This window comes from Cupriavidus sp. (assembly GCF_057315035.1).
The window spans coordinates 121,574-147,727 of record NZ_DBHKYV010000015.1 but is presented as its reverse complement, the minus strand read 5'-3'; the positions used below and the strand labels follow the sequence as shown (position 1 = coordinate 147,727).

Below are 26,154 nucleotides of genomic sequence, written 5' to 3'. Positions count from 1 at the left end.
GGGCGGGGGCGGGTTTGTGCGCGGGCCCCCCGCGCCATATTTCCCCCGCTGCCCCTCTCCCCCAGCCCCTCTCCCGCACGCGGGAGAGGGGAGCCAAGACAAACATATCGCTAACGTGCCGCCGCGCGTAGTGCGAACGTCAGCGTGGTACCGCCCTGTCGGTCAACCAGCCTGACCTGGCTGCCATTGAGTTGCAGCATGCGCTGCACGATCAGCAAGCCAAGTCCCCCACCCCGATGCGCGCCGCCGGACGGGAATGGCCGCTGGAAGATCGATTCGCGCAGCGCGGCCGGAATGCCGGGGCCTGTGTCGCTGACCGTCACTGCCACCTTGCCGTCCTGGCTGGCCAGGTCGATTTCGACCGTGCCGCCGGCCGGCGTGTGCCGGATCGCGTTATCGAGCAGGTTCGTCAGCACGCGTTCGATCATGCCGAGGTCAGCGGACACTGCCGGCAAGGCCGGCGGCACCCCGGCGCGCAATTGCAGGTGCTTGGCTTCGGCCGGCAATGCAAACTTCTCCAGCACATCCTGCGTCAGGTCCACCATCGAAAAGTCTTCGGGCATGGCCTGCACCATGCCGTGTTCAAGCCGTGCGAGTTCGAACAATGCCTGCGCCAACCCACCGACCTTGGCACTCTGCGCCAGCGCGATCGCCAGATAGCGCTGGCGATCGGCGGCGCTCAGGCTGTCGGCCTTGACCGACAGTGTTTCCAGATAGCCATGCAACGACGTCAAGGGTGTGCGCAGGTCGTGCGAAATATTGGCGACCATTTCGCGGCGCTCCTGATCCTGCTGCTTCAGTGCCTGCCATTGGGTATCAATACGGTCGGACATTTGTCGGAACGCGGTCTGCAGCGCGGCAATCTCGTCGCGCTGGATCGGTTCGGCAAGTTTCTCGGCCGGCACGGCCGGCAAGTCGCCCGAATCGAAGCGCCGCATGTCATGGGTCAGCCGCCGCAACGGCCGCGTGATCAGCGCAAACGCCACCAGGCCCGCAATCAAACCCAGCGTGGCCACCAGCGCCATCGACCACAGCGTGGTACGCATGACCGAATCCTGCGATGCGCGCGCGGCCAGCCGATCGTGCGCCTCGCCCATCAACACCACGTAGATATAGCCACCCTGGCGCAACGGCGCGGCACTGAATACCTTGCGCCCCGACGCACTGCGCGGGTCGTCGCCAAGGATCGGCAGCGCGCCGCCGTCGATGAGTTTCTTTACTGGTGCAAGATCGACATGATCACGCACCAGATGACCGCTGGGCGCATCATGGCCGCGAATGCGGCCCTGGTCGTCGAGCAGGTAGACCTCGACGCTCGGATTCACCACCATCAACTGGCCGAACAACTGGCGCAGCGCCTGCGGTGCTATCGCACTCTGGTCTTCCAGCAGGGCATTGCGGGCGATATACGCAGCCAGCCCGCGCGAGATGTCCTGGATCACCTCCTTCTCGTGCATTGCATTGGCGCGTACCTGCAGCCACGCCGAGGCCCCGCAGCATGCCAGCAATAGCGCGGCGAAGACGGCGGACAGTCGCTGGGTCAACGAGAGCTTCATGATGACTCGCCCCCCTCTGCGGCACTCGCGGCCTGCGGATCGGCCACGAAACGGTAGCCGCGCCGCCATACCGTCAGGATGCGCCTGGGCTGTGCCGGATCAGCTTCGATCTTGGTACGCAAGCGGTTGATATGCGTGTTCACCGTGTGTTCGTAGCCTTCATGCTGGTAGCCCCAGACCGCATTGAGCAGGTCCATGCGCGAAAACACCTTGTCGGGATTGCGCGCGAAAAAATACAGCAGGTCGAATTCACGCGGCGTCAGGTCGAGCCGCTTGCCATCGGCGGTGGCTTCACGGGCCAGCGGATCGATGGTCAGTCCGGCCAGGTCCAGGCTACCGGCATCGGCACGTACATCGCGTGCCATCGCTTCCACGCGGCGCAGCAACGCCTTGACGCGGGCCACCAGCTCCAGCACGGAAAACGGCTTGGCCAGATAGTCGTCGGCACCGAGTTCGAGGCCAAGGATGCGATGCACTTCACTGGACCGCGCGCTGGTGATGATGATTGGCGTGTAGCGCGTCATGGCACGCGCGCGCCGGCAGATTTCCAGGCCATCCACCCCTGGCAGCATCAGGTCCAGCACCAGCGCGTCCCAGCCGCCCTGCTCCAGCAGGCGCAGTCCTTCGGCGCCGTCGGCACTGTGCACGACCTCATAGCGCTCGTCGCGCAGATGCATCGCCAGCACATTGGCAATGCCGACATCGTCTTCAACCAGCAGGATCCGTTTCGCGTGTTCCATGTCTTACCGGGTACCGGGGAATGTGTCGCTATTGTGCAGAAATCCGGCGCGCCAGTTATCACGAATTGTTTAAGGTTTGGCGAGGACTCCGATACGGCCCATTGCCTAGTATCCGATCACCACACCTGAGGACGGAGTCCATCATGCGCATCACCCGACGCTTCCTGCTGTCCGGCGGCACGCTGACCGCCGCGGTTGCCGCCGTGGGCGGCTGGCGGCTGCTGGCCCGGAACCCGGCCAACGCCGGTACCCCACCGCAACCCCCCGCAAAGTTCGAGGTCACCATGACCGATGCCGAGTGGCGCAAGAAGCTGTCGCCTGCCCAGTACAACGTATTACGCCAGGAAGGCACCGAACGGCCGTTCAGCAGCCCGCTCAACGACGAGCATCGCAAGGGCGTCTTTGCCTGCGCGGGCTGCCAGTTGGACCTGTTCTCGTCGAACACCAAGTTCGACAGCGGCACCGGCTGGCCAAGCTTCTGGGCGCCGCTGGCCGGCGCGGTAGGCACTACCGCCGATGGTTCCTTCGGCATGGTGCGCACCGCCGTGCACTGCCACCGCTGCGGTGGGCACCTGGGCCATGTGTTCGACGATGGCCCCAAGCCTACCGGCCTGCGCTACTGCATGAATGGCGTCGCCATGACCTTCCGGCCCACGCCGGCGTGAAGTTGCCCCTATCGTCAACCTGATCGAAATTCGAGTCCATCGCCATGCTGCTGCTGATTCTTGCCTACCTGGGCGGGGCCCTGACGATCCTGAGCCCCTGCATCCTGCCCGTGCTGCCGTTTGTCTTCGCGCGTGCCGACCAGCCGTTCGTGCGCAGCGGCCTGCCGTTGCTGGCCGGCATGGGTATCACATTCGCCGGCGTGGCCACGCTGGCCGCCGTTGGTGGTGGCTGGGTGGCGCAGGCCAACCAGTACGGCCGCTGGCTTGCGATTGCGCTGCTGGCCGTATTCGGGCTTACGCTGTTGTTGCCGAGCCTTGCCGAACGGCTGACCCAGCCACTGGTGCGCGCCGGCAGCCGTCTGTCTGAATTCGCCCAGCCCGATGGCCGGCCTGCGCGCCCCGCCTCGTCATTCCTGCTTGGCATCGCCACGGGGTTGCTGTGGGCGCCTTGCGCGGGCCCGATCCTGGGGCTCGTGCTGACCGGTGCCGCATTGCAGGGCGCCAGCATCGGCACCACGCTGCTGCTGTTGGCCTATGCGGCCGGCGCGGCCACGTCGCTGGCCGTGGCGCTGTTGATCGGCGGTCGCGTGTTCACGGCCATGAAGCGCTCGCTTGGCGCCGGCGAATGGGTCAGGCGCGGCATCGGGGCAGCCATGCTGGTTGGCGTGGGTGCGATTGCGCTGGGACTCGATACGGGCATCCTGACACGCATCTCTACCTTGGCAACCGGCGGGCTGGAGCAGCATCTGGTCGACCGCTTCGCGCGCAAGGACAACAGCGGTGGCGCCATGATGATGCAGGCCAATCCGCAGGCCATGTCCCAGACCGCGATGACCGTCAGGCCAGAGCAAGGCGGGTCGATGATGATGCGCACGGCCGACCATGCAGCGGCGTTGCCCGTCGAAGGCCAGTTCCCGGGCCTCAACGGCGCCGTGGCATGGTTGAACTCGCCACCGCTGACTGCCGAGGCGCTGCGTGGCAAGGTGGTACTGGTCGATTTCTGGACCTACTCGTGCATCAACTGCCTGCGTTCGCTGCCCTATGTCAAGGCCTGGGCCGAGAAGTACCGTGACCAGGGACTGGTAGTGATCGGCGTGCATGCCCCCGAGTTCGCGTTCGAGCGCGATATCGACAACGTCCGCAAGGCCGCCAAGGACCTGGGCGTGACCTATCCGATCGCCGTCGACAACAACTACGCCATCTGGCGCGCGTTCCGTAACAACTACTGGCCCGCGCACTACTTCATCGATGCGCAGGGACGCGTGCGCTTCCACCATTTTGGCGAAGGGGAATACGACAAGTCCGAAGCGGTGATTCGCCAACTGCTGGCCGAAGCTGGCCATGGCGATATGGGCAAGGTGGCGATGTCCGATACCAGTGTCACGCAGGGCGTGGAAATGGCAGCCGACAGCAACGCGTTGCGCTCACCCGAGACCTATGTCGGCTACGCCCGTGCGGAGAACTTTGCCTCGCCTGGTGGCGCAAAGGAAAACGCGGTGAAGGACTACAGCGCGCCCTTGCAACCGACCCTGAACCAGTGGGGCCTGGCCGGCAACTGGAAGGTTGGCGAGGAACATGCCACGCTGGCCAATCCGGGTGGCCGCATCGTCTACCGCTTTCATGCCCGCGACCTCCACCTGGTACTGGGCCCGGGCAGCGACAGCAAACCGGTACGTTTCCGCGTGACGATCGACGGCCAGGCGCCCGGCGCCGCGCACGGTACCGATGTGGCGGCCGATGGCACGGGAACGGTCAATGCACAACGCCTCTACCAACTGGTGCGCCAAAACGCTGACATCCGCGATCGCACGTTCGCGATCGAGTTTCTCGACCCGGGCGTGCAGGCCTACGCCTTCACGTTTGGCTGATTTCTTCCGAATTTCCGGCACAAGGATACGACCATGAATGCCATGACCACGCTGCAACGCTGGACCCGCCCCACCACCATCAAGATGATGGGCCTGGCCGTACTCGCGGCCGTCGCCACCACGTGGCGCGTGCCCGCACTGTCGGCAGAAGATGCCGTCCGGATACCCGCACCCACCGTCGATGAAAAGCCCGGCACCAGCCATACCGAAACCGCCGTCTTCGCAGGCGGTTGCTTCTGGGGTGTGCAGGGTGTGTTCCAGCATGTGCGCGGCGTTACGCTGGTGACATCCGGTTACGCCGGCGGCGCCGCCAACACCGCCCAATACGAAAAAGTGGGCAGCGGCACTACCGGCCACGCGGAATCAGTGGAAATCCGCTACGACCCGACCCAGGTCACCTACGGCAAGCTGCTGCAGATCTTTTTCTCGGTGGCGCACAACCCCACGCAACTGAATTACCAGGGCCCCGACCATGGCACCCAGTATCGCTCGGCAATCTTTCCGCTGACACCGGTGCAGAAATCGATCGCCGAGGCTTACATCACGCAACTGGGTACCGCCAAGGCATGGTCGTCACCGATCGTGACACGCGTGGAGAACTACAAGGGCTTCTACGCCGCCGAGAATTACCACCAGGACTTTCTCGTCAAGAACCCGAACTATCCCTATATCGTGTTCAACGACCTGCCCAAGATCGGCAACCTGAAGAAGATGTTCCCGGAGATCTACCGCAATGATGCGGTCCTGGTGAATGCCAAGAACAGCTAGCGCAACATCACGGGCTTGCGGATCAGCGACGCGCAGTCGAGGTCGTCCTGGCCGCGGCCCTCGGCCATTCCGTGCATTTTCTGTCCGGTGACCTCGAGCCCTACCGCGTCGCAGAACGCGCGGAACAACTCGGCCGTCATGTCGCTGCGGTTGCCGACGTTCTTGGCCCAGTCACTGTTTGGGGCAATCGCGCCATAGTTGGAATGGTGCAAATATCCGGTGGCACCGGGGCACATGACCCGCGCAAACTCGCGCAGATAGGCCAGCATGATCGACTTGTCGAAATGCACCATCGAATCGAAGGAATAGACGAAGCTGATGCTCTCGTCTCCAATAAACGGCAGGCTGTCGCCTCCGGTCACGTGGTAGTGCATGGCGCAATCGCCCGCGCGCTCGCCAAAGCGGCGGCGACATGCATCGATACAGGTCTGATTCACATCCACCAGATGCAACTGCCGCGCGCCCTGCGCAATCAGCTTGGCGCTATTGCGGCCATGGCCAGGGGCCAGCTCCAGTACGCATGACAGATCTGCGTCCTGAATATATGGCGCGATCAGATGTTCCCACTGCCAGTCCATGCCGCTTTCCGCGTCGGCGTAGTAGCCGCCCTCGGTATGGGAATCGCGACACTGGAAAATGGATTTCTTCTGGACAATGATGTCCAGGGCCCTGGCAATGACATCCTGGGGTGCCTGCGCGGAAACCTTCGCTGCCAGTTCGTGCAACTCCACCTGCGCAGCCGCCTCGATTTCCTTGGCGTAGTGATTGACCGCGTAGCCACGCGCGTCAATTTCGTGCGAATCGATACGCATGATCGTGTCCGCATCGAGCCGTCCCTGCTCGCGCAGTATCTGCATCAATGCGACCCAGTCCTTGACCTGCCCACCGTCCGTACTCTTGATCCGTCCAACCAGACCTTCCAAACGCTTCCTGCGAAAGAGATTGCCTAACAGCATCATCGTCCTCCTCGGTTGCCTGCGGGGTTAACCTGCGCGGGCCATTCTACACACCGATGTTGGACGCATCCGCAAGGGACGGACTGGGGTCTGCCAACCAGTCAGCCGATCAGTCTGACCGCAGCAGTCAGAATCCAGCCTGCCGCCAGGCACGCGCCCACCCATCCACATCCAATCAGAAGAATATCTCGCCAGGTCATCAGTCGATTTGCCGCGCTGCAGAACAGCCGTTTAATGAATGGGGTTAAGGCTAGGCCATCAGGCAGCAGGATTGAATGGTGGAGATGTAAAGAAATTTTGCTGATGTATCGAATCAGACGCCGGACCGGACCTGAATCGGATGCGTCTGACCGACTCACCGCTGCTGCCCTGTCCCGACCTGCGGGCCATCGCCTGATCTGCGTCAATTCGTGGTTTGCCAAACACAAACGGGGCCGCGACACGTAAAAGCTGCAACGCATGCAAGCGGGATGGATACAATCCCGGTCCGGGACGCTGCCCTGAGATGGCATTGCCCGCTTTTATTACAACAATTACGAATTGGGTCGCTCCATGGGCATCATCGCGGTCGCGATTGCGGTCATCGCTTTCTGGTTTTTCGTGGGCAAACGCCACGCCCTGCTACTGGTCGGTTTCGTTCTGCTCGGCATCTGGTCGATCGCCACCAACCCCGACCGCAACCACTGCGAAGGCAGCGGACGCATGTGGATGTGCCATTTGCAGAAGAACGCGCTTTGGTGAATTCCAGCGTCAGAAAAATGCAAAAAGCCCGCACGGCAGGCCGGCGGGCTTTCGAATCTGGTTGCGGAGGCAGGACTTGAACCTGCGACCTTCGGGTTATGAGCCCGACGAGCTGCCAACTGCTCCACTCCGCGGGGCGGACTATACCCGGATTGGCGGCGCATTGATATAGCAAAATGCAAAAAGCCCGCTTGCGCGGGCTTTGGGCGGATTTCGCAGGTGTATCGAATGGAGCCCATTTGTGCTCGTCATCGTCAAGCAGTCGACTTGGCGGCCTCATTAAACACAAAAGAGAAACGGAAATGAGAAAGTCGGGAGTCAAGTTTGCCACTATTGCGTTTGCGGGCGCCGCAATGTTGACTGCAGGTTGCACAGCAAGCTACAAGGCGACACAGACTGACGGCCAGATCGCACCCAAGCGGCTCGATCCGAACGGAACAATCTACGTTGTGCTACCTAAAGACGGGGCATACGGATCGAAGGACTATGGGGGCAGTGGTCGCGTCGTTGCAAGCACGATCGCCCGCGAGTTCTCGAAGAAAGCTGCCGCTGTCGAAGTCGGTGAGCAGGTGGAATCCAGAGACACGGCATTCGAGTCTGCGAAAAAATCCGGTGCCCGCTACACCGTAGTTCCGATTATTGCTCACTGGGAACAGCGAGCCACAGAGTGGTCCGGCCGGCCGAGCCGCATGTCCGTGGACGTCGCGATTTACGATACGGAATCACATTCCCGCGTCAGCTCTCGTTCAATAATTGCCAGAAGCCGCATAGTTTCCATCTCGTCCACCTCTCCCGAGAGCCTGCTTACGAAACCAGTGCGCGACTACGTGACCGCGCTGTACAGCGACAAAACGGCAACTCAGCCCGACGTTGACTGAAGCCTATATACCAGCGTCCGCTCTGGCGGGCGTATTGACGGAGAAAATTAAGATGTATCGCTTGATTGGGCCGGTGTTGGCCTTGGCGCTGGCCGCTTGCACTACTGTTTCCGATGTAAGCCCGGCAGGCAGCGGAACCTACACGGTTGGTACTCGCCACATTGGCGGAGTAGATTCCTGGCAGGAGATTAAGGCGAGCAGCTTGCGCCGCGCCGATGAGTACTGCCGCGGCCAGGGGAAAGAAATGCAGCAGATCGACATGCAAACGCACGGGGCTCGCGGCTGGACGCCATTGGAATCCGAACTGAAGTTTAAGTGCGTGACTCCCGGCAGCTCGTAAGCACCAATATGACATCGAGCAATAGCCCGCTTAATGGCAGGATATTTGTCGCCCATAGCGAACTACACTGATCTCATGGCCCTTTCAAGGAGACGCCATGACCCTGATATCCTCGCTGATCTTCCTGGGCATACTTGTGCTCCTGTATGCCTTCGTGTTGCGGGCGGGTTTCTTCCATAAGTCGGTCCTCTACCCTGAACACGCTCACCCCTTCCACTACTGGTGGGACCGGCTGGTCCACCACAAGATGTAGTTCGGCAAGCCCATCCCCATCGCGATGGGCTTTTTGTTGCCTGCTACTTCCCTCGCCGCAACGCCGCGACTACTCGTTCGTCCAGCCCAGCCCGGAAGAGGGTGGCACCGGCCTGAGTAAGCAGCGCCCTCTCCTTCCCCTGAATCGCCGGATCGCACAGCATCATCGCCAAGCCTGCGATCACATCATCCACTTCCAACTCAACCGCCTCATCGAGCGCCATCAACTCGAACTCACGGATCACGTCATCCGGTCCCATTGCCTCGTCTCCACTTGGAAATCGAAGAAGTCTAGCGCACAGGCGATACCCGCCGCCATTCCCACCTCCGCTATACCAGCACGCCGCCCTACGGCGGGCACCTTCCCCCGCATCGTGCACGTGTCGGAAGAATTTTTCGAGGGCGCTAGAAAAGCAAAAGGCTGCTAGTGACGATCATCACTAACAGCCTTTTATTGTCTGGTCGGGGCTAAAGGATACGATCGGGGCAAATTCTATTGCCCACCGCCTCGCTCAAGCTCGTCGCTCAACGCCTGCACTTGTTGGCTCAGGCGCGGCAAGTCGTTCTGGATGGTTTTCCAGACAATCTCAAAATCCACCTTGAAATAGCCATGCGCTACTGCATTCCGCATCTGATAAGCGAAGGCTAGAGGCAACTCCGGGTGTGCGGCCGCAAACTCCGCATGATGGACTTCAATGTTGCGGCTCGCTTCCCCTATGATCTCGATGTTACGGATCACCGCGTCCTGCGCCAATTCGTTGCCCAGAAAGGCCTTTTCGTCCATGTCTTGCGTGTAACGTGCAATCCGTGCGATTGACTCCAGAATATGCGCCAGATAATCGGCCAGACGTTGCTTGTCTCGGCTCATACCGGTACTGCCTCCGCAAGCACAGTTGCACGAAATTTTTCGGGCAAAGCTCTTGGCGTCAGAACATCCACGGGCACCCCCAGCAACTTGAGCAGTTCGTGACGAATCGCGCCAATGTCGAGCAGCGTCGTTTCTGGCGTCGGGTCAATCAGAAGATCAAGATCGCTGTCTTCGGTGTCGTCACCGTGAACCACTGACCCAAAGACACGAGGATTGGAGGCGCGATGCGCGGCAACCACGCGTCGAATCGCCTCGCGATGGTCCGAAAGTACAAGGGATGGTTTCATGCCAGACACTCCTTCCATGCCGCTCATTTGAACCGGATCATTCCCTGCAGGAAATGTAACCCAACGCTAGGATAGCAAGGAAAAGCTCGCCCAGCTTCCCAGCTTGCGGCGATATATCCGCTGATGAAACAGAATGCCCCTCGGACGAAGAGCCTTTGCGCCACCGTGCCACTAAAAACAAAAAACCCGCTTGGTTCACACCAAGCGGGTTTTTTAATTCTGGTCGGGGCGAGAGGATTTGAACCTCCGACCACCTGCACCCCATGCAGGTACGCTACCAGGCTGCGCTACGCCCCGAAGAAGAAAGAGATTATATCAGAGCCAACAGTAATGGCTAGTGGGGCACCGGTAATTTATTCATGCCGTGCGATCTCCCTGAGTTGGGCAAGCAGGTGTTGCACTTCAACCAGTTCACCGCGCAGCGTGTTGAGGTCCACCGACAGTACCGGCGCAGTCACCGTCTGGGGCGATTGCACTTCGTCGGTTTCGACGGGCGCATTCATGCCAACACCGTGATGACGAACTTCATCGAGGCGGTTGCGTGCGCCGTTGATCGTAAATCCCTGTTCGTAGAGCAGCTCGCGGATACGGCGGATCAGCAGGACTTCATGGTGCTGGTAGTAGCGGCGATTGCCGCGGCGCTTCACTGGCTTGAGTTGCGTGAACTCCTGCTCCCAGTAGCGCAGCACGTGTGGCTTGACGGCGCAAAGCTCGCTCACCTCACCGATGGTGAAGTAACGTTTTGCGGGAATCGGCGGCAGCGCGACGCGCTCGCTGGACTTGTCCGTCATGCGATGGGGGATCTGATGTCAGGCCGTCGGCCAGAACCGGTTGACGCGACGTGCGCGCGGCATTGCAGGATACAGATTGCCATCGTCGCGGGCAATCCGACTGATGGCGCAGACGGAACAGTTGTGTGGCAGCCGCGACGGTGGCACTACCTTGGCGATACCGACGCGCGCAACGCTGCGCGGCGTCAATACGCAAGACGGCTTAGCCAGGCAGCGCCAGGTCCGCGCGTTCCTCGACCTGGCTCTTGAGCTTCTGGCTGGCGTGGAACGTGACCACACGACGCGCGGTGATCGGAATGATCTCGCCCGTCTTGGGATTGCGGCCGGGACGTTGCGCCTTGTCGCGCAACTGGAAGTTGCCGAAGCCGGACAGCTTGACGCTGTCGCCCTGCTCCAACGCTTCGCGAATCACGTCGAAGAATGCTTCGACCATATCCTTCGATTCGCGCTTGTTCAGGCCAACCTGGTCGAACAGCATTTCTGCAAGTTCAGCCTTGGTCAGTGTTGGCACCTCGGTCGCGCGGGCTTCCGGCGATGCATCGTCGAGGGAGGCAGCGTGCCGGTCGCTTGCCTCGCCCAGGTCTGCAGCATTCATGGAAATCGCGTCTCGATCGTTCATCCTTGATCGCTCTCTCAGTACTGTCTGGCGATCCGCCCGGGGGCTGTGCCCGGGCCGCTCCAACTGATGATGGTAGTCCGCCTGGCGACCGTGTTATCGGTCATGTCAACCGCGCAGGCGGGCCTCAAAACCTGTCGTCAGCGCATCGATCATGCAACGCACAGCACTGTCGACAGTCTCGTCCTGGAGGGTCGCCCCAGTATCTTGCAACGTTACACGGAACGCAAGGCTTTTCTCGTCGGCGCCAATTGACGCCGAGGCCGCCTTGGGACGGAACTCGTCGAACAGCGCGAGGCTCTGGACTACCTGGCCGGAACCAGCCTGGTCCAGCGCCGCGCGCATGGCATCGATCATGTCCTGCACACGTACCTGCTGCTTGACCACCACGGCCAGGTCGCGCACGGCCGCCGGGAATTTCGAGATCTCGGTGTACACCGGAAGACCCACGTCGCGCAGCGCATCGAGTTCCAGTTCGAACACGACCGGCGCATTGGTCAGTTCATATTCCTGCAGCCAGCGCGGATGCAGTTCACCGACCACGCCGACCGGCTTGCCGTCGACGATCACGCGCGCGGCGCGTCCCGGATGCAGCGCGGGATGCGACACCGGCTCGAAGCGCGGCGTGCGCGGATGGAACAGTGCCTCCACATCGCCCTTGATGTCGAAGAAGTCCACCTGGCGCGTGGCCACGCCCCACTGCTCGTCGAACGCCGGACCATATGCGATACCGGCCGCCATCATCGGCTGGTGGTAGCCCGCAACGGTCAGCCCGCCATCGGCCACATTCGCATCGCGATGGAACACGCGGCCCACTTCGAACAGGCGCACGCGCGATGCCTTGCGGTTGAGGTTGTAGCGCACCTTGTCGACCAGTCCACCAATCAGCGTGGAACGCATCACGGCCAACTGGCTCGCGATCGGGTTCAGCAGGCGGATCGGGTTGTCGTTGGCAGCAAAGTCGCGCTCCCATTGCTCTTCGACAAACGCGAAGTTGATCACTTCGTTGAAATCACGCGCGGCCAGCGCATGACGCACGACGTGTTGCGAGCGGCGACCTTCGTTGGTCGGGCGCATTTCGCTTTCCGCGATCGGCGGACGCGCCACGATACGCTCGAAGCCATAGATCCGCGCCACTTCCTCGATCAGATCTTCCTCGATCTCGATATCGAAGCGGTAGCTCGGCGGCGTCACCTCGAATACTTCGCCTTCGGCACCCTGCGAACGCTTGAACGACAGGTTCAGGCGCTGGAATACATCGGCAATTTCCGCCGAAGACAGTTCGATACCCAACACACGCTCGGCACGCGCCACGCGCAGGCTGACCGGCGGGCGCTGCGGCAGGTTGACCGCCTGGTCGTCCACGGGACCGGCCTGGCCGCCGCAGATCTCAAGAATCAGTGCGCTGATGCGTTCGATATGCTCGACCGTGGTGGCGTAGTCCACGCCGCGCTCGAAACGGTGCGCGGCATCGGTCGAGAAGTTGTAGCGGCGCGCACGGCCCTGGATGGCGTTGGGCCACCAGAATGCGGCTTCCAGATAGATGTTGGTGGTGTCGAGTGTCACGGCGGTGCTGTCGCCGCCCATGATGCCGGCCAGGCTCTCGATCTCCTTGTCGTCGGAGATCACGCCGACCTGCTCGTCCACGTCGACGGTATTGCCGTTGAGCAGCTTCAGCTGTTCGCCCTTGCGGCCCCAGCGCACGTCCAGGCCGCCATGGATCTTGTCCAGGTCGAACACGTGCGACGGACGGCCCAGTTCGAGCATCACGTAGTTCGAGATATCGACCAGTGCCGAGATGCTGCGCTGACCCGAACGCTCGAGACGCTGAACCATCCACGCCGGCGTGGCGGCACGCGCGTTCACGCCGCGGATGATACGGCCCGAGAAACGGCCGCACAGGTCGGGCGCGGAAATGCGCACCGGCAGCTTGTCCTGCAGCGTGACGGGAACCGGCGACATGTCCGGCAGCGTCAGCGCGGCGCCGGTCAGTGCCGACACTTCGCGCGCCACGCCGTGGATCGACAGGCAGTCCGCCTTGTTCGGGGTCAGCTTGATCGTGAAGATCTGGTCGTCCAGATCCAGAAACTTGCGGATGTCCTGACCCACCGGCGCGTCTTCCGGCAACTCCAGCAGGCCGCCATGCTCTTCCGAAAGCTTCAGCTCACGGGCCGAGCACAACATGCCATAGCTGTCCACGCCACGCAGCTTGCCAACCTTGATCTCGAACGGCTTGCCGCCGTCTTCAGCCGGGGGCAGCACGGCGCCCACCAGCGCGCACGGCACCTTGAGGCCGGGCCTGACGTTGGGCGCGCCGCAAACGATCTGCAGCGTCTCGCCAGTTCCCACATCCACCTGGCAAACATTCAGGCGGTCGGCGTTGGGATGGCGTTCGGTTGCCAGCACGCTGGCCACCACGATCTTGTTGAACGGCGGCGCAACCGGGCCGACCTCTTCCACTTCGAGCCCGGCCATGGTCAGGCTGTGCGACAACGCGTCGGTGGAGGTCTTTTCAGGGTTGGCGAACGTGCGAAGCCAGGATTCCGAGAATTGCATGGCGCTTCTGATCCGGTAGGTATTCTGTGATGTCTGGGACGTAAGGCGAATGAACGGGCGCGCGACGCGCCTCAGGCAAACTGGCGCAGGAAGCGCACATCGCCTTCGAAGAACAGACGCAGGTCGTTGATGCCGTAGCGCAGCATCGTCAGGCGCTCCAGGCCGGAGCCGAACGCGAAGCCGATATAGCGCTCGGGATCGAGGCCCATGTTGCGCAGCACGTTGGGGTGCACCTGGCCCGAGCCCGAAATCTCGAGCCACTTGCCGTTACCGAAAGCCATGTCGATTTCGGCCGACGGCTCGGTGAACGGGAAGTACGACGGGCGGAAGCGCACCTGGATATCGTCGCGCTCGAAGAACTTGCGCAGGAAGTCGGTGTAGACACCCTTCAGGTCGGCAAAGCTGATGTCCTCGCTGATCCACAGGCCTTCCACCTGGTTGAACATCGGCGAGTGCGTGGCATCGCTGTCCACGCGATAGGTGCGGCCCGGGCAGATCACCTTGATCGGCGGCATCGGCTTGCCGGCGTACTTCTGCACGTGCATGCGCGCATAGCGGACCTGCATCGGGCTGGTATGCGTACGCAGCAGCAGGAGCTTGTCGTCGCTGTCGCGGCCGTCCACGTAGAACGTGTCCTGCATCGAGCGCGCCGGATGGTTGTCCGGGTTGTTCAATGCCGTGAAGTTCATCCAGTCGGTCTCGATCTCGGGGCCGTCGGCCACATCGAAACCGATCGAACCGAAGATCTGTTCCACGCGCTCCCACGTGCGCATCACGGGATGCACGCTGCCGCGCGCCACGGCACGGCCGGGCAGCGTCACGTCGATGGCTTCCGCGGCCAGGCGCGCATTCATCAGCGCATCGGCCAGCGCCTGGCGGCGCGCCTGCAGTGCGGCCTCCACCTGCTGCTTGACCTGGTTGATGCGGGCGCCTTCGGTCTTGCGTGCCTCGGGATCGAGCTTGCCGAGACCCTTGAGCAGTTCGGTCAGCGCGCCGGTCTTGCCCAGGAAGCGGGCTTTTTCGTTTTCCAGCGTGGCGTTGTCGTTGGCGCCGGCGAAGGCGGCCTGTGCGTCGGCGACGATTTGATCCAGATCCAGGGACATGACGGCAATACGTGGACGGTACGTGGAAGGATTGCACTACGCGCGGCATCTCACCGGCGTTGGTGCATTGGCATTTCGGATGCCGCGTCGCATCGACTACATCGACACGGCATTCGAAATGAAAACGGGGCTCGGTGAGGAGCCCCGTTTCAGCAGACCTTGCGGTCGGTGCTTGCCCGGAAGCGCTTTTCAGCGCTTTCCGCAGCCGGCATCAGGCAACGGTGGCTTTCACCTGGTTGACGATGGCGGCAAAGGCAGGCTTGTCATGGATGGCCATGTCCGACAGCACCTTGCGGTCCAGTTCAATCGAAGCCTTCTTCAGGCCGTTCATGAACACGCTGTAGGTCATGCCATGCTCACGCGTAGCAGCGTTGATACGTGCAATCCAGAGCGCGCGGAACACGCGCTTCTTGTTGCGACGATCGCGGTATGCGTACTGGCCAGCACGCATGACCGCCTGCTTGGCGATACGGTAGACATTATTGCGACGGCCGCGGTAACCCTTGGCAGCGTCGATGACTTTCTTGTGACGGGCCCGTGCAGTGACCCCACGCTTTACTCGAGGCATGTGAAACTCCTTTCGTTATCGGTTGGGGTTATGCGTAAGGCATCATTGCGCGAACGGACTTCAGGTTCGTCTCATGGACGTCCTGGGTGCCGCGCAGTTGACGCTTGTTCTTGGTGGTCTTCTTGGTCAGGATGTGACGCTTGAAGGCCTGGCCGCGCTTGAACGAACCGTTCGGGCGTGCCGTAAAGCGCTTGGAAGCGCTTTTCTTGGTCTTCATCTTAGGCATGAATAACTCCAGCTCTATGACATGCATGCAGGTGGATGACTCACGCCATCGCTTGCAAGACCCGCATCCACTTGTTTTTGTACGCAGCACCGGAGCAAGGCTCCAGTTGCCGCGCACGGCTTCCGCACAAGGCAACGCCAGGATGCACCTGGCATCCCGGCCGTGGCCCCGCACAAGAATTACTTCTTCTTCTTGGGGGACAGCACCATCACCATCTGACGGCCTTCCATCTTCGGCATCTGCTCGACCTGACCCAGTTCTTCCAGATCAGACTTCAGACGCTCGAGCATGCGCGCGCCGATTTCCTGGTGGGCCATTTCACGGCCGCGGAACCGCAGCGTGATCTTGGTCTTGTCCCCATCTTCCAGGAAGCGACGCAGGTTGCGCAGCTTGACGTTGTAGTCGCCATCATCCGTGCCAGGACGGAACTTCACTTCCTTGACCTGGATGATCTTCTGCTTGAGCTTGGCCTCATGGGCGCGCTTGGCTTCCTCGTACTTGAACTTGCCGTAGTCCATGATGCGGGCCACGGGCGGAGCCGCGTTGGGCGCGATCTCCACGAGATCCAAGTCTTTTTCCTCGGCCAGGCGCAGTGCGTCCATGAACTTGACGATGCCGAGCTGCTCGTTATCAACCCCTACCAGGCGCAACTCAGGCGCGCTGATCTCCCGGTTGATACGGTGACCTTTGTCTGTAGCGATGTTCCGTTACCTCAAGAAGACAAAAAAACAAGCCGTGCTTCACACCCTCAGGCTTTGCTGGCAACGTCGTTCAACAGACGTTCAACAAACGCGGAAACGGGCATGACACCCAGATCCACATTGCCACGGGCACGCACGGCCACTTGATTGGCGTCCCGCTCCTTGTCGCCTACCACTAGCAGGTAAGGGATCTTCTGGAGCGAGTGCTCGCGGATTTTATACGTAATTTTCTCGTTACGCAAATCCGCCTTGGCCCTAAACCCTTGTTTTTGCAAGAGTTGCACAACGCTTTCGGCATATTCCGACTGCGAATCGGCGATATTCATCACCACCACCTGCTCCGGCGCCAGCCAGGCGGGCAAGGCACCTGCGTGGTTTTCCAGCAGGATCCCCAGGAAACGTTCGAACGAACCCAGGATCGCACGGTGCAGCATGACCGGGCGCTTGCGCGAATTGTCTTCGGAGACGTACTCGGCATCCAGACGCTCCGGCAGCACCAGGTCGAGCTGCAGCGTGCCGCACTGCCACGAGCGGCCGATCGCGTCCTTGATGTGGTACTCGACCTTCGGGCCGTAGAACGCACCCTCGCCCGGCAGTTCTTCCCACTCCACGCCGCAGGCGCGCAGCGCCAGGCGCAGGCCGTCTTCGGCGTGATCCCAGGTGGCATCCGATCCGGCGCGCTTCTCCGGGCGCAGCGACAGCTTCACCTTCACATCCTTGAAGCCGAAATCGTCATAGACCGAGAATGCGAGTTCGTTGAATGCCTTCGCCTCTTCAACGATCTGCCCTTCCGTGCAGAAGATATGCGCATCGTCCTGCACGAAGCCGCGCACGCGCATCAGCCCATGCAGCGCGCCCGACGGCTCGTTGCGATGGCAGGCACCGAATTCCGCAAGGCGCAGCGGCAGGTCGCGGTACGAGCGCAGGCCGTGGTTGAAGATCTGCACATGGCCCGGGCAGTTCATCGGCTTGATCGCGTAGTCGCGCTTTTCCGACTCCGTGACAAACATGTTCTCCTTGTAGTTGTCCCAGTGGCCGGACTTCTCCCAAAGCGAACGATCCATCACCTGCGGCGTACGCACTTCCTGATAACCGCCGTCCGTCAGGCGGCCGCGCATGTACTGCTCGACGGCCTGCCAGACGCTCCAGCCCTTCGGGTGCCAGAACACCATGCCGGGCGCCTCTTCCTGCAGATGGAACAGGTCCAGCAATTTGCCCAGGCGGCGGTGGTCCCGCTTCTCGGCTTCCTCGAGCATCGTCAGGTAGGCGTCCTGGTCTTCCTTCTTCGCCCAGGCCGTACCGTAGATGCGCTGGAGCATCTCGTTGTTCGAGTCACCGCGCCAGTAGGCACCGGCCACCTTCATCAGCCTGAAGACCTTGAGCTTGCCCGTGGACGGCACGTGCGGACCACGGCACAGGTCGACGAAATTGCCTTCCCGATACAGGCCGATTTCCTGGTCCGCGGGAATCGAGGCAATGATCTCGGCCTTGTACTTCTCGCCCATCGACTCGAACAGCGCCACCGCCTCGTCACGGCTCAATACTTCGCGCGTGACCTTCTCGTCCTTGCGAGCCAGCTCCGTCATCTTCTTCTCGATGGCGGCCAGATCTTCCGGCGTAAACGGACGCTTGTAGGCGAAGTCATAGTAGAAGCCGTTCTCGATCACCGGGCCGATCGTGACCTGCGCGTCGGGATACAACTCCTTCACGGCGTAGGCCAGCAAGTGGGCCGTGGAGTGACGGATCACGTCGACACCGTCGGCATCCTTGTCCGTGACGATGGCCAGCGATGCATCGCTGTCGATCGTGAAGCTCGTGTCGACCATGCGGCCGTCCACCTTGCCGGCAAGCGCCGCCTTGGCCAGGCCCGAGCCAATGCTCTGTGCCACTTCAGCCACCGTGACGGGGCCGGGATATTCGCGTCGGGAACCATCCGGCAGCGTGATTGCGATCATCATTGCACCTCTTGTGGAGTCCACCGCCGGCTTCTGGGCACCATGGCGAGCGGAGCATAGCAACTTTTGTGGCGCCGGCCCGTCAGACGCGGCAAAGCACGCATCGGACAACACCGGCAACGAAATCTTTCTGGCTGACCCGCGCCTGAAAACGGGCAACGCGGCAGCTTAGCAGGATGCTGGCAAGCGACAGACGAAAAAAAACGCGGCCAAGGCCGCGTTTTTCTTTGAATTCCCGCATCAACTTTGCGGTTCGAAGGCGCACCTCGACTACTGTCGCTAACCAGCGGTAGTAGTTCGAGTTGTCATGTTCATGATGCTTTTCCGAGTTCCGAGGATCTACAAGAAAGCCGGCCTTCGAGTACCGACAAAAAACAAGGTGATACGTTGTACTGCATGTTCGTTGGTAGGCTCGATTGGACTCGAACCAACGACCCCCACCATGTCAAGGTGGTGCTCTAACCAGCTGAGCTACGAGCCTAGCGAAGCGCAGAGTATAACCTTATTTCCGCTTGGCCTGCAACACCCCCTGCACATCTTCGATCAACGACAGCGCGCGCTGCAACTGCGTGGCCTCCGATACCTCGGCGGTGAACTGCATGCGCGCCACGCCCTTGCTCGATAGCGTCTTCACGCCGGTCACATTGATCTTCTCGCGCGACAGCACTTCGGAGATATCGCGCAACAGGCCCTGCCGGTCGATCGCTTCCACGTGGATGTCCACCGGATACACCGCGTCGCTACGCTTGCCCCACTCGGTCTGGATCACGCGCTCGGGCGCGCGCCCCGACAGTTGCAGGAACGTACTGCAGTTGCGGCGATGGATCGACACCCCACGCCCGCGCGTGACAAAGCCGACGATATCGTCGGGCGGCGCGGGCTTGCAGCAGCGCGACATCTGGGTCATCAGCGAATCCACGCCCACCACCAGCACGCCGCTCTTGGCGCCGCGCGCCACGCTGGTGGCGCGACTCTTCTTGGTGACCGCCTCTTCTTCACTGAACTGCGGCTGCGCCTCACCCTCGGGGTGACGCAGCGCATGCTCCACATGCCGCAGGCTGAATTCTTCCTTGGCGACGGCCGCGTAGAGATCGTCGGTCGTCTTGAAGTTCAGCCGCGTGGCCAGGTCGTCCAGATTGACTGCCGTCTTGCCTTCACGCTGCAGTGTCTTCTCGATCAGCGCCCGCCCCTGCGACAGCGTCTCCTGCGAATCGAGCGCGTTGAACCATGCACGCACCTTCGCGCGCGCACGACTGCTGGCCAGGTAGCCCAGTTCTGCATTGAGCCAGTCGCGTGACGGGCCGCCCTGCTTGACCGCCACGATCTCCACGGTCTGCCCGTTCTTGAGCGGCGTGTTCAACGGCACCATCGCGCCGTCGACGCGCGCGCCACGGCAACGGTGCCCGAGATCGCTATGCAGGTAGTAGGCAAAGTCCACCGGCGTGGCGCCCTGCGGCAATGCCACCACACGCGCCTGCGGTGTCAGCACATAGATATGGTCGTCGATGGCCGCATGCTTGAGCTGCTCCCATGGCGACTCTTCATGCGCAACCGAATGGTCCGCGTCGTCCTTCCAGGCCAGCAGTTGCCGCAACCACGCGATCTTCTCGTCGTAGGTATTGTCGGCGGCGAACTGTCCGCTATAACCCTTGCCGCCCGCCTCCTTGTAGCGCCAGTGCGCCGCCACGCCGTACTCGGCGAAGTGGTGCATCTCGTGCGTGCGGATCTGTACTTCGAAGGCCCGACCATCGTCGCCAATCACGACCGTATGCAGCGACATGTAGCCGTTCGCCTTGGGCCGCGAAATGTAGTCGTCGAACTCGCGTGGAATCGGCTGCCAGATATGGTGCACGATGCCAAGCACGGTATAGCAGTCCTTGATATCGTCGACGATCACGCGGAACGCGCGCACGTCATAGAGGTCGGCAAAGTCGAGTTCCTTGCCGCGCATCTTCTTCCAGATACTGTAGATGTGCTTGGGTCGGCCGGTCACGTCGGCGCGGATTTCGGCAGAAGCGAGTTCCGACTGCAGGCGCGCGATTGCCTGCGCGATATAGCCCTCGCGCTCGATGCGCTTCTCGTCGAGCAGTTTCGCGATGCGCTTGTACGTATCGGGCTGCTCGAAGCGGAATGCCAGGTCCTCCAGCTCCCACTTCATCTGCCAGATCCCGAGCCGGTTGGCCAGCGGCGCATAGATATCGAGCGTTTCGCGCGCCACGCCCGGCAACGGCGGGTTCTTGGTCTGCGCGAGCCAGCGCAGCGTCTGCAGCCTTGAGGCCAGCCTGACCAACACCACGCGGATATCCTGCGCAAAGGCCAGCAGCATCTTGCGCAAGGCCTCGACCTGCTCCTGGCGCGCGGCCACCTGCGATTTCGACGACTCGGACACATCGGTCTGCGTCACCGCGATCGCGCCGATGCGCAGCAACTGGCGTACCCCCTTGACCAGGCGCCCGACTTCCTCGCCGAAGCGCGGCTCGATCTGCTCTTCGGCACCGGGCACGAAAGCCGCGGCCGCGAACAGGCATGCGGACGCGCGCGCGGCATCGTCCACGCGCAGGCCATCGAGGATGCGCAGCATCCCTTCGGCATGCGACAGCACGCTCTCGCCGGTCGGCAGCAGGATCGGCTTGGCACCGTCGGCCACTTCGCGCACATAAGCCAGCGCGCGCTCGACCAGCCCGGCGTCGGGCACGCCAGCGGTCTGGCCCGTCAGCTCCGTCGACGTCACCATGTCACATCGCCTGGCATCAGTTGAGGGCGGCGGTGACCACCACTTCGATCAGATAGTCGGGGTTGGCCAGCTTTGCTTCCACCGTGGCACGCGGCGGGGTGTTGCCCTGCGGCACCCACGCATCCCAGACCTCGTTCATCTCGCCGATGCGCGTGACGTCGGTCAGGAAGATCTGGCACATCAGGATGCGCGTCTTGTCGCTGCCGGCCTCGGCCAGCAGACGGTCGATATGGCCCAGCACCTCGCGGGTCTGGCCTCGCAGGTCGGCCTTGGGGTCGACCTCGGGCACCTGGCCGGCCAGGTAGACCACGCCGTTGTAGACCGCGTATTCGGACAGACGCTTGCCCACGTGGGCGCGCTTCAGGGTGTTGGTGCTCATGTCAGATTCAGAATCGTTGCTAAAAAAATAAAGTACCCAGGAAGAATTCCCGGGCTATGGCAATCTGCGCCGGATCAACGAAGGTTGGCGCGTGCCCGACATCGGGGATCTCCACGGTCGATACCTGCTTGCCGCGCGCCACCATCTCGGCCACCGTTTCGCGCAGCAGCAGGTCGGACTGCGCGCCACGCACGATCAGCGTCGGGCCCGGTGCGGCCTCAAACATATGCCACAGCGCCAACTCGCCGGCCTGCACGGCCTCGGGCGGGGTCTCCCGGAACGGCACGGCCAGCGCCGGGTCGTAGTGCAGCCCCCACTCCAGCCCCTCGACACCCTGCACGGGCTTGAGGATCGCACCGTTCAACTCGCGCCACTGCTCCGGCGTATGGCGGCCGAACGACGCGCTGATGGTCTGCAGGTACGCCAGGCCTTCCTCGAACGTCTTGAAACGCACCGGCAGGCCCAGGTAGGCGCCAATGCGCTCCAGCGCCTGCGCGGTAATGCGCGGCCCCACGTCGTTGAGCAGCAGCTTGCGTACCGGCGATTTCGGCAAACCCGCCAGGCCCATGCCGATCAGCCCGCCCATCGACGTGCCGAACCAGTCCACCTGGTCGACATTGAGCCGTGCAACCAGTGTGACCATGTCGGACACATACTGCGGCACGACGTAGTGGCGCGGATCGGCAAGCCATTCGGAGCGCCCGCGGCCCACCACGTCCGGGCAGACCACGCGATACTGGTCTGACATCGCTCGCGCCAGCACATCGAAGTCGCGGCCGGTACGCGTCAGGCCATGCACGCACATCAGCACGCGCGGATTCGCGGGATCGCCCCATTCGTGATAGGCCATGCGATGCAGGCCCGCCGGGCTGATGCACTGGACGAAGCCGAGGCGCGGACTGGAAGACATCTGGACTCCCTGCTCGATGCCGCCGCATTCCTGCGGCGTGGAGGTTATTCGAAAATACCTGCGGAACAGCAAAACCAACTGCGAATCAAATGCGGAACCCCGCGAAACCCTGCGAAACCAATCCAAAACGCCTGCAAACACTGGCGCGGGGCCAAAGCCGGATTGTACGCCCTGCGAGTACAATGCCACAGCACATCCTGACACTCGACACTCCCGACGGAGGCTTACATGCTCAAAGGCAAGACGGCACTGGTCACGGGCTCGACCAGCGGTATCGGACTCGGCATCGCGCAGGCCCTGGCCGCGCAAGGCGCCAACATCATCGTCAACGGATTCGGTGACGCCGACGGCGCAAAGGCGGAGATCGCCAAAGCCGGTAGCGGTATTCATGTCGGCTATCACGGTGCCGACATGAGCAAGGCCGCCGAAATCGAGGACATGATGCGCTATGCCGAGAAGGACTTCGGCGGCGTCGACATCCTGGTCAACAACGCCGGCATCCAGTTCGTGGCCAAGATCGAGGAATTCCCGGTGGACCGCTGGGACGCGATCATCGCCATCAACCTGACTTCAGCTTTCCACACCACCCGTCTTGCCCTGCCGTCGATGAAGGCCAAGAACTGGGGGCGCGTCATCAACGTCGCGTCGACACACGGCCTGGTGGCTTCGGCGGAAAAATCCGCCTATGTGGCCGCCAAACACGGCATCGTCGGTTTCACCAAGGTTACGGCCCTGGAAACCGCGCAGACCGGCATCACCGCCAACGCCATCTGTCCGGGCTGGGTCTTGACGCCGCTGGTGCAGAAACAGGTCGAGGCGCGCGCGCAGAAGGAAGGCATTCCGGTCGAGCAGGCCAAGCGCGAACTCGTGCTCGAGAAGCAGCCGTCGGGCCAGTTTGTCACGCCGGATGAACTCGGCGCACTGGCGGTGTTCCTGTCGAGCGAGGCGGCCAAACAGGTGCGCGGCGCGATCTGGAACATGGATGGCGGCTGGGTGGCCCAGTAAGGAGGTGCGCATGAGTTCGGGTCGTCAATCGCACTCGCGCCGCGACGCGCTGCGCATGCTCGGCGCCGGCACCCTGCTGCTGTCGCCGTTGATGGCGGTGGCCCAGGCGCCGAAGCCGCTGGCCATCGACGTCTACAAGAGCCCAACCTGCGGCTGTTGTGAAGACTGGGTCAAGCACCTGCGTGACAACGGCTTCACGGTAACCGCGCACGATGTCGAGGATACCGGCGTCTATCGCAAGAAGTACGGGATTCCGGAGCGCTTCGGCTCGTGCCACACCGGGGTCATCAACGGCTATGGCATCGAAGGCCATGTGCCGGCGGCGGATATCAGGAAACTGGTTGCCACGAAGCCCAAGGCGGCCGGACTGGCCGTGCCGGGCATGCCGGCGGGATCGCCGGGCATGGAATACGGTCCGCGCAAGGACCCGTTCGACGTGCTGCTGGTGAAGACGGATGGCGCGGCATCGGTATTTGCGAGCTACAACAAGGTGAAGTCGTAGCGTCGTAGGGTCGTAGGGTCGTAGGGTTGCAGGTTGCAGCTGGCGGGCAGCTTATTGAACGGCCTGCCCTGTCCCCTCTCCCGCGTGCGGGAGAGGGGCGCACCACAGGTCAGATCAGTTCGGTGCCGGTCTTGGCCTGGACTTCTTCACGCGTCACGCCCGGCGCGGTTTCCACGAGCTTCAGCCCTTGCGGCGTTACGTCGAGTACCGCCAGGTCCGTGATGATGCGGTTCACCACGCCCACACCGGTCAGCGGCAGGTTGCACTCCTTGAGGATCTTGATGTCCTCGGTGCCATCCTTCTTCTTGGCGGTGTGTTCCATCAACACCACCACGCGGCCCACGCCGGCCACCAGGTCCATCGCGCCGCCCATGCCCTTGACCATCTTGCCCGGGATCATCCAGTTGGCCAGGTCGCCGCGCTGGCTGACCTGCATCGCACCGAGGATGGCCAGGTTGATCTTGCCGCCGCGAATCATCGCGAACGAATCGGCCGACGAGAAGATCGACGAACCGGGCAGCGTCGTCACGGTCTGCTTGCCGGCATTGATCATGTCGGCGTCCACTTCTTCCTCGGTCGGGAACGGACCGATACCCAGCAAGCCGTTTTCCGATTGCAGCCACACTTCCATGCCTTGCGGCACATGGTTGGCGACCAGCGTCGGCAGACCGATGCCGAGGTTTACGTAGAAGCCATCCTGCAGCTCGGCGGCCGCGCGCGCGGCCATTTCATCACGTGTCCATGCCATGATCTGTCTCCTTACTTGGCACGCACGGTGCGCTGTTCGATGCGTTTCTCGGGGGTCGTGTTCAGCACGATGCGGTGCACGAAGATGCCAGGCAGATGCACGTCATCGGGATCGATCTCGCCGATCTCGACGATCTCTTCCACTTCGGCCACCGTGATCTTGCCGGACATCGCGCACACCGGGTTGAAGTTGCGCGCGGTGCGGCGGAACACCAGGTTGCCGGCCTTGTCGGCCTTCTGGGCCTTGACCAGAGCCACGTCCGACACCAGCGAGCGCTCCATCACATACTGGTCGCCGTTGAACTCGCGCACTTCCTTGCCATCGGCCACGATCGTGCCCACGCCGGTCTTGGTAAAGAAGGCCGGGATGCCGGAACCGCCGGCGCGCAGCTTTTCGGCCAGCGTGCCCTGCGGCGTGAACTCCAGTTCGAGTTCGCCGGCCAGGTACTGGCGCTCGAACTCCTTGTTCTCGCCCACGTATGACGAGATCATCTTCTTGATCTGCCGCGTGGCCAGCAGCAGGCCCAGGCCAAAGCCGTCCACGCCGGCGTTGTTGGAGATGCAGGTGAGTTGCTTCGTGCCGCTGTCGCGCAGCGCGGCGATCAGCGCTTCAGGGATGCCGCACAGGCCGAAACCACCCACGGCGATCGTCTGGCCGTCGCGTACGACGCCCGCAAGCGCCTCGGCGGCGCTGGCGTAGACCTTGTTCATGTTTGCTCCTTCCTCGGTAGTCCCGCTGCGCGGCCGGCTGGCCACACGCGGAAATTGTAACGGTACAATCGGCGGTCAGGCGCCGCCGTTGACGCCCCAAAGCATACGTCAATGGATACCGCCAACGCCATTACGTAAAAGTACATAAGGGATAATGCCGTCCATCGACTACCAGACCGCTTTCCAGATGGCCCCCGTCGGGCTGGTGCTGTCGCGCGCCCGCATGATCGAGGATTGCAATGACGAGGTCTGCCGGATCTTCGGCACCACGCGCGATGCGCTGGTGGGCGAGTCGTTCCAGGTACTCTATCCCACCGCCGACGAGTTCGAACGAACCGGCGCCCGGATCGTACCGGTCATGAACACCAAGGGGCTGTATTCCGACGAGCGGATCATGAAACGGGCCAATGGCGAGCTGTTCTGGTGCCACGTGACCGGCCGCGCGCTGGATCGCAAGGACCCACTGGGCGCCGGCATCTGGACCTTCGAGGACCTGTCGCAGAAGCGGCCCGTCACGGCCGAACTGACCGCACGCGAACGCGATATTGCCGCACAACTGGTGGAAGGAAAAACCAGCAAGCAGATTGGCAAGCTGCTGGCAATCAGCCCACGCACAGTGGACATCTATCGCGCGCGGCTAATGAAGAAGTATGGCGCCCATACCGCCGTGGACCTGGTCCAGCGCCTGGTGAACCACTAGGGGACGCTGCTCCCCTCTCCCGCGCGCGGGA

29 protein-coding genes and 3 tRNA genes are annotated in these 26,154 nt (G+C 62.2%); 10 read left to right on the top strand and 22 right to left on the bottom strand.

Annotated elements, in window-relative coordinates; all coding sequences use genetic code 11:
• Positions 1–110: 110 nt before the first annotated feature.
• Together ACO550_RS19430 and ACO550_RS19425 are read right to left on the bottom strand one after the other, a co-directional pair.
• Positions 111–1,556, bottom strand: a complete 1,446-nt coding sequence (locus tag ACO550_RS19430) for an ATP-binding protein (protein WP_315594102.1) — start codon at positions 1,554–1,556, stop codon at positions 111–113.
• Positions 1,553–2,296: a winged helix-turn-helix domain-containing protein gene (locus tag ACO550_RS19425; RefSeq protein WP_315594101.1), complete on the bottom strand. Its 744-nt coding sequence runs from the start codon at positions 2,294–2,296 to the stop codon at positions 1,553–1,555. Before ACO550_RS19425 ends, ACO550_RS19430 begins: the two co-directional genes overlap by 4 nt.
• Before the next feature lie 143 nt (positions 2,297–2,439).
• Here ACO550_RS19425 and msrB point away from each other — a divergent pair, with 143 nt between their 5' ends.
• The 3 genes from msrB to msrA are packed head-to-tail and all read left to right on the top strand — an operon-like array spanning position 2,440 to position 5,597.
• Positions 2,440–2,961, top strand: coding sequence for a peptide-methionine (R)-S-oxide reductase MsrB (msrB, locus tag ACO550_RS19420; protein WP_315594100.1), 522 nt, complete (start codon positions 2,440–2,442; stop codon positions 2,959–2,961).
• A 44-nt stretch (positions 2,962–3,005) separates the two neighbouring features.
• A complete protein-coding gene (locus ACO550_RS19415) occupies positions 3,006–4,829 on the top strand; it encodes a cytochrome c biogenesis protein DipZ (RefSeq protein ID WP_315594099.1) in 1,824 nt (607 codons plus the stop codon).
• Positions 4,830–4,862: 33 nt separating this feature from the next.
• Complete coding sequence (msrA, locus tag ACO550_RS19410) at positions 4,863–5,597, top strand: peptide-methionine (S)-S-oxide reductase MsrA (RefSeq protein ID WP_315594098.1); 735 nt, start codon at positions 4,863–4,865, stop codon at positions 5,595–5,597.
• Here the strand turns inward: msrA and ACO550_RS19405 are convergent.
• Positions 5,594–6,556 carry a class I SAM-dependent methyltransferase gene (locus tag ACO550_RS19405; protein WP_315594097.1) on the bottom strand — a complete coding sequence of 321 codons (963 nt, stop codon included), beginning with the start codon at positions 6,554–6,556 and terminating at the stop codon, positions 5,594–5,596. The genes msrA and ACO550_RS19405 overlap by 4 nt on opposite strands.
• Before the next feature lie 549 nt (positions 6,557–7,105).
• On the opposite strand from ACO550_RS19405, the gene ACO550_RS19400 reads away from it, so the two are divergent.
• On the top strand, positions 7,106–7,294 hold the full coding sequence (locus ACO550_RS19400; RefSeq protein ID WP_315594096.1) for a hypothetical protein: 189 nt from the start codon (positions 7,106–7,108) through the stop codon (positions 7,292–7,294).
• 58 nt (positions 7,295–7,352) lie between these two features.
• Here ACO550_RS19400 and ACO550_RS19395 read toward each other — a convergent pair.
• A tRNA-Met gene (locus ACO550_RS19395) sits at positions 7,353–7,428 on the bottom strand.
• Positions 7,429–7,470: 42 nt separating this feature from the next.
• On the opposite strand from ACO550_RS19395, the gene ACO550_RS19390 reads away from it, so the two are divergent.
• From ACO550_RS19390 to ACO550_RS19380, 3 genes are all read left to right on the top strand, one after another.
• A complete protein-coding gene (locus ACO550_RS19390) occupies positions 7,471–8,172 on the top strand; it encodes a DUF4823 domain-containing protein (RefSeq protein WP_315594095.1) in 702 nt (233 codons plus the stop codon).
• A 52-nt stretch (positions 8,173–8,224) separates the two neighbouring features.
• Entirely contained in the window at positions 8,225–8,512 is a 288-nt protein-coding gene (locus tag ACO550_RS19385) for a hypothetical protein (protein ID WP_315594094.1), read from the top strand.
• Positions 8,513–8,609: 97 nt separating this feature from the next.
• Entirely contained in the window at positions 8,610–8,765 is a 156-nt protein-coding gene (locus tag ACO550_RS19380) for a hypothetical protein (RefSeq protein ID WP_315594093.1), read from the top strand.
• A gap of 43 nt (positions 8,766–8,808) precedes the next feature.
• Here the strand turns inward: ACO550_RS19380 and ACO550_RS19375 are convergent, their stop codons facing one another.
• The 16 genes from ACO550_RS19375 to ACO550_RS19300 form a co-directional block, all read right to left on the bottom strand.
• On the bottom strand, positions 8,809–9,024 hold the full coding sequence (locus ACO550_RS19375; RefSeq protein ID WP_315594092.1) for a hypothetical protein: 216 nt from the start codon (positions 9,022–9,024) through the stop codon (positions 8,809–8,811).
• 233 nt (positions 9,025–9,257) lie between these two features.
• Positions 9,258–9,632 carry a HepT-like ribonuclease domain-containing protein gene (locus ACO550_RS19370; protein WP_315594091.1) on the bottom strand — a complete coding sequence of 125 codons (375 nt, stop codon included), beginning with the start codon at positions 9,630–9,632 and terminating at the stop codon, positions 9,258–9,260.
• Positions 9,629–9,919, bottom strand: coding sequence for a nucleotidyltransferase domain-containing protein (locus tag ACO550_RS19365; protein WP_315594090.1), 291 nt, complete (start codon positions 9,917–9,919; stop codon positions 9,629–9,631). Before ACO550_RS19365 ends, ACO550_RS19370 begins: the two co-directional genes overlap by 4 nt.
• A gap of 220 nt (positions 9,920–10,139) precedes the next feature.
• A tRNA-Pro gene (locus tag ACO550_RS19360) sits at positions 10,140–10,216 on the bottom strand.
• Positions 10,217–10,272: 56 nt separating this feature from the next.
• A complete protein-coding gene (locus tag ACO550_RS19355) occupies positions 10,273–10,710 on the bottom strand; it encodes a MerR family transcriptional regulator (RefSeq protein WP_315594089.1) in 438 nt (145 codons plus the stop codon).
• Between the two features lie 202 nt (positions 10,711–10,912).
• Entirely contained in the window at positions 10,913–11,329 is a 417-nt protein-coding gene (locus ACO550_RS19350; protein WP_315594088.1) for an integration host factor subunit alpha, read from the bottom strand.
• Positions 11,330–11,434: 105 nt separating this feature from the next.
• Complete coding sequence (pheT, locus tag ACO550_RS19345) at positions 11,435–13,882, bottom strand: phenylalanine--tRNA ligase subunit beta (protein WP_315594087.1); 2,448 nt, start codon at positions 13,880–13,882, stop codon at positions 11,435–11,437.
• Between the two features lie 71 nt (positions 13,883–13,953).
• Complete coding sequence (gene pheS, locus ACO550_RS19340; protein ID WP_315594109.1) at positions 13,954–14,979, bottom strand: phenylalanine--tRNA ligase subunit alpha; 1,026 nt, start codon at positions 14,977–14,979, stop codon at positions 13,954–13,956.
• Between the two features lie 217 nt (positions 14,980–15,196).
• Complete coding sequence (gene rplT, locus ACO550_RS19335) at positions 15,197–15,553, bottom strand: 50S ribosomal protein L20 (RefSeq protein WP_008650487.1); 357 nt, start codon at positions 15,551–15,553, stop codon at positions 15,197–15,199.
• A 28-nt stretch (positions 15,554–15,581) separates the two neighbouring features.
• The gene (gene rpmI / locus ACO550_RS19330; protein WP_006575466.1) at positions 15,582–15,779 is read right to left on the bottom strand and encodes a 50S ribosomal protein L35; all 198 of its coding nucleotides are present in this window, start codon (positions 15,777–15,779) and stop codon (positions 15,582–15,584) included.
• 179 nt (positions 15,780–15,958) lie between these two features.
• On the bottom strand, positions 15,959–16,480 hold the full coding sequence (gene infC, locus ACO550_RS19325) for a translation initiation factor IF-3 (protein WP_315594108.1): 522 nt from the start codon (positions 16,478–16,480) through the stop codon (positions 15,959–15,961).
• A gap of 47 nt (positions 16,481–16,527) precedes the next feature.
• Positions 16,528–18,435, bottom strand: a complete 1,908-nt coding sequence (thrS, locus tag ACO550_RS19320; protein WP_315594107.1) for a threonine--tRNA ligase — start codon at positions 18,433–18,435, stop codon at positions 16,528–16,530.
• A 404-nt stretch (positions 18,436–18,839) separates the two neighbouring features.
• Positions 18,840–18,916: transfer RNA gene (locus ACO550_RS19315), tRNA-Val, on the bottom strand.
• Positions 18,917–18,937: 21 nt separating this feature from the next.
• Positions 18,938–21,169, bottom strand: coding sequence for a RelA/SpoT family protein (locus ACO550_RS19310; RefSeq protein ID WP_315594085.1), 2,232 nt, complete (start codon positions 21,167–21,169; stop codon positions 18,938–18,940).
• A 16-nt stretch (positions 21,170–21,185) separates the two neighbouring features.
• Positions 21,186–21,548 carry a Rid family hydrolase gene (locus ACO550_RS19305; protein ID WP_315594084.1) on the bottom strand — a complete coding sequence of 121 codons (363 nt, stop codon included), beginning with the start codon at positions 21,546–21,548 and terminating at the stop codon, positions 21,186–21,188.
• A 19-nt stretch (positions 21,549–21,567) separates the two neighbouring features.
• Complete coding sequence (locus tag ACO550_RS19300) at positions 21,568–22,458, bottom strand: alpha/beta fold hydrolase (RefSeq protein ID WP_315594083.1); 891 nt, start codon at positions 22,456–22,458, stop codon at positions 21,568–21,570.
• 228 nt (positions 22,459–22,686) lie between these two features.
• Between ACO550_RS19300 and ACO550_RS19295 the strand changes: the two genes are divergently transcribed.
• The gene (locus ACO550_RS19295) at positions 22,687–23,463 is read left to right on the top strand and encodes a 3-hydroxybutyrate dehydrogenase (protein ID WP_315594082.1); all 777 of its coding nucleotides are present in this window, start codon (positions 22,687–22,689) and stop codon (positions 23,461–23,463) included.
• Positions 23,464–23,473: 10 nt separating this feature from the next.
• Complete coding sequence (locus tag ACO550_RS19290; RefSeq protein ID WP_485994938.1) at positions 23,474–23,965, top strand: DUF411 domain-containing protein; 492 nt, start codon at positions 23,474–23,476, stop codon at positions 23,963–23,965.
• 109 nt (positions 23,966–24,074) lie between these two features.
• Here the strand turns inward: ACO550_RS19290 and ACO550_RS19285 are convergent, their stop codons facing one another.
• Both ACO550_RS19285 and ACO550_RS19280 read right to left on the bottom strand, forming a co-directional pair.
• Positions 24,075–24,713 carry a 3-oxoacid CoA-transferase subunit B gene (locus ACO550_RS19285; protein WP_315594081.1) on the bottom strand — a complete coding sequence of 213 codons (639 nt, stop codon included), beginning with the start codon at positions 24,711–24,713 and terminating at the stop codon, positions 24,075–24,077.
• Positions 24,714–24,724: 11 nt separating this feature from the next.
• The gene (locus tag ACO550_RS19280; protein ID WP_315594080.1) at positions 24,725–25,423 is read right to left on the bottom strand and encodes a 3-oxoacid CoA-transferase subunit A; all 699 of its coding nucleotides are present in this window, start codon (positions 25,421–25,423) and stop codon (positions 24,725–24,727) included.
• A 154-nt stretch (positions 25,424–25,577) separates the two neighbouring features.
• On the opposite strand from ACO550_RS19280, the gene ACO550_RS19275 reads away from it, so the two are divergent.
• The gene (locus ACO550_RS19275; protein ID WP_315594079.1) at positions 25,578–26,123 is read left to right on the top strand and encodes a LuxR C-terminal-related transcriptional regulator; all 546 of its coding nucleotides are present in this window, start codon (positions 25,578–25,580) and stop codon (positions 26,121–26,123) included.
• Positions 26,124–26,154 lie beyond the last annotated feature (31 nt).

What these genes read in the sequence shown, in the direction of transcription:
- ACO550_RS19295 (WP_315594082.1), top strand. Translation starts at nt 22,687, where the DNA reads ATGCTCAAAGGCAAGACGGCACTGGTCACGGGCTCGACCAGCGGTATC.
- ACO550_RS19425 (WP_315594101.1), bottom strand. Translation starts at nt 2,296, where the DNA reads ATGGAACACGCGAAACGGATCCTGCTGGTTGAAGACGATGTCGGCATT.
- ACO550_RS19350 (WP_315594088.1), bottom strand. Translation starts at nt 11,329, where the DNA reads ATGAACGATCGAGACGCGATTTCCATGAATGCTGCAGACCTGGGCGAG.
- ACO550_RS19275 (WP_315594079.1), top strand. Translation starts at nt 25,578, where the DNA reads ATGCCGTCCATCGACTACCAGACCGCTTTCCAGATGGCCCCCGTCGGG.
- ACO550_RS19390 (WP_315594095.1), top strand. Translation starts at nt 7,471, where the DNA reads ATGCAAAAAGCCCGCTTGCGCGGGCTTTGGGCGGATTTCGCAGGTGTA.
- ACO550_RS19280 (WP_315594080.1), bottom strand. Translation starts at nt 25,423, where the DNA reads ATGAACAAGGTCTACGCCAGCGCCGCCGAGGCGCTTGCGGGCGTCGTA.
- ACO550_RS19415 (WP_315594099.1), top strand. Translation starts at nt 3,006, where the DNA reads ATGCTGCTGCTGATTCTTGCCTACCTGGGCGGGGCCCTGACGATCCTG.
- ACO550_RS19375 (WP_315594092.1), bottom strand. Translation starts at nt 9,024, where the DNA reads ATGGGACCGGATGACGTGATCCGTGAGTTCGAGTTGATGGCGCTCGAT.
- msrA (WP_315594098.1), top strand. Translation starts at nt 4,863, where the DNA reads ATGAATGCCATGACCACGCTGCAACGCTGGACCCGCCCCACCACCATC.
- ACO550_RS19290 (WP_485994938.1), top strand. Translation starts at nt 23,474, where the DNA reads ATGAGTTCGGGTCGTCAATCGCACTCGCGCCGCGACGCGCTGCGCATG.
- ACO550_RS19405 (WP_315594097.1), bottom strand. Translation starts at nt 6,556, where the DNA reads ATGATGCTGTTAGGCAATCTCTTTCGCAGGAAGCGTTTGGAAGGTCTG.
- thrS (WP_315594107.1), bottom strand. Translation starts at nt 18,435, where the DNA reads ATGATCGCAATCACGCTGCCGGATGGTTCCCGACGCGAATATCCCGGC.
- ACO550_RS19300 (WP_315594083.1), bottom strand. Translation starts at nt 22,458, where the DNA reads ATGTCTTCCAGTCCGCGCCTCGGCTTCGTCCAGTGCATCAGCCCGGCG.
- pheT (WP_315594087.1), bottom strand. Translation starts at nt 13,882, where the DNA reads ATGCAATTCTCGGAATCCTGGCTTCGCACGTTCGCCAACCCTGAAAAG.
- ACO550_RS19310 (WP_315594085.1), bottom strand. Translation starts at nt 21,169, where the DNA reads ATGGTGACGTCGACGGAGCTGACGGGCCAGACCGCTGGCGTGCCCGAC.
- ACO550_RS19365 (WP_315594090.1), bottom strand. Translation starts at nt 9,919, where the DNA reads ATGAAACCATCCCTTGTACTTTCGGACCATCGCGAGGCGATTCGACGC.
- ACO550_RS19430 (WP_315594102.1), bottom strand. Translation starts at nt 1,556, where the DNA reads ATGAAGCTCTCGTTGACCCAGCGACTGTCCGCCGTCTTCGCCGCGCTA.
- rpmI (WP_006575466.1), bottom strand. Translation starts at nt 15,779, where the DNA reads ATGCCTAAGATGAAGACCAAGAAAAGCGCTTCCAAGCGCTTTACGGCA.
- ACO550_RS19285 (WP_315594081.1), bottom strand. Translation starts at nt 24,713, where the DNA reads ATGGCATGGACACGTGATGAAATGGCCGCGCGCGCGGCCGCCGAGCTG.
- msrB (WP_315594100.1), top strand. Translation starts at nt 2,440, where the DNA reads ATGCGCATCACCCGACGCTTCCTGCTGTCCGGCGGCACGCTGACCGCC.
- ACO550_RS19370 (WP_315594091.1), bottom strand. Translation starts at nt 9,632, where the DNA reads ATGAGCCGAGACAAGCAACGTCTGGCCGATTATCTGGCGCATATTCTG.
- ACO550_RS19380 (WP_315594093.1), top strand. Translation starts at nt 8,610, where the DNA reads ATGACCCTGATATCCTCGCTGATCTTCCTGGGCATACTTGTGCTCCTG.
- ACO550_RS19355 (WP_315594089.1), bottom strand. Translation starts at nt 10,710, where the DNA reads ATGACGGACAAGTCCAGCGAGCGCGTCGCGCTGCCGCCGATTCCCGCA.
- ACO550_RS19400 (WP_315594096.1), top strand. Translation starts at nt 7,106, where the DNA reads ATGGGCATCATCGCGGTCGCGATTGCGGTCATCGCTTTCTGGTTTTTC.
- ACO550_RS19305 (WP_315594084.1), bottom strand. Translation starts at nt 21,548, where the DNA reads ATGAGCACCAACACCCTGAAGCGCGCCCACGTGGGCAAGCGTCTGTCC.
- rplT (WP_008650487.1), bottom strand. Translation starts at nt 15,553, where the DNA reads ATGCCTCGAGTAAAGCGTGGGGTCACTGCACGGGCCCGTCACAAGAAA.
- ACO550_RS19385 (WP_315594094.1), top strand. Translation starts at nt 8,225, where the DNA reads ATGTATCGCTTGATTGGGCCGGTGTTGGCCTTGGCGCTGGCCGCTTGC.